The sequence below is a fragment of the Cupriavidus sp. SIMBA_020 genome, assembly GCF_046535395.1.
Classification (GTDB): Bacteria; Pseudomonadota; Gammaproteobacteria; order Burkholderiales; family Burkholderiaceae; genus Cupriavidus; species Cupriavidus campinensis.
The window spans coordinates 1-368 of the sequence record NZ_JAWRWU010000150.1; the positions used below are offsets into that span (position 1 = coordinate 1).

Below are 368 nucleotides of genomic sequence, written 5' to 3' on the forward strand. Positions count from 1 at the left end.
GTCGTACGTGCCGCGTGCCGCCAGCCCGTCGGACACTTCGCGGAACGCCGACTGGATCGCCTTCTCGTAGTTGGCGATCTCGATGCGCTTCTGCACGTTCGCGAGGTTCAGGTTCGCGATGTTCTGCCCGCCTTCGAAGATCGGCATCGTCAGCTGCGGCGCGAACGACCACGCCGCCGTGCCGGCCTTGAACAGCCCGCCGAGCGTGGGGCTCCCGGTACCGAACGCGCCCGTCAGCGAGATGCGCGGGAAGAACGCCGCGCGTGCCGCGCCGATGTTCGCGTTCGCGGCCAGCAGCGTCTGCTCGGCCTGCATCACGTCGGGGCGACGCGTCAGCAGGTCCGACGGCAGGCCGGCCGGCACGTCCG

Annotated in this window: 1 protein-coding gene; it reads right to left on the reverse strand. The window is 70.4% G+C overall.

Annotated elements, in window-relative coordinates; genetic code table 11:
* Window positions 1–368: TolC family protein (locus tag SB751_RS28575; RefSeq protein WP_410748863.1), on the reverse strand; the 368-nt coding region annotated here is incomplete at both ends.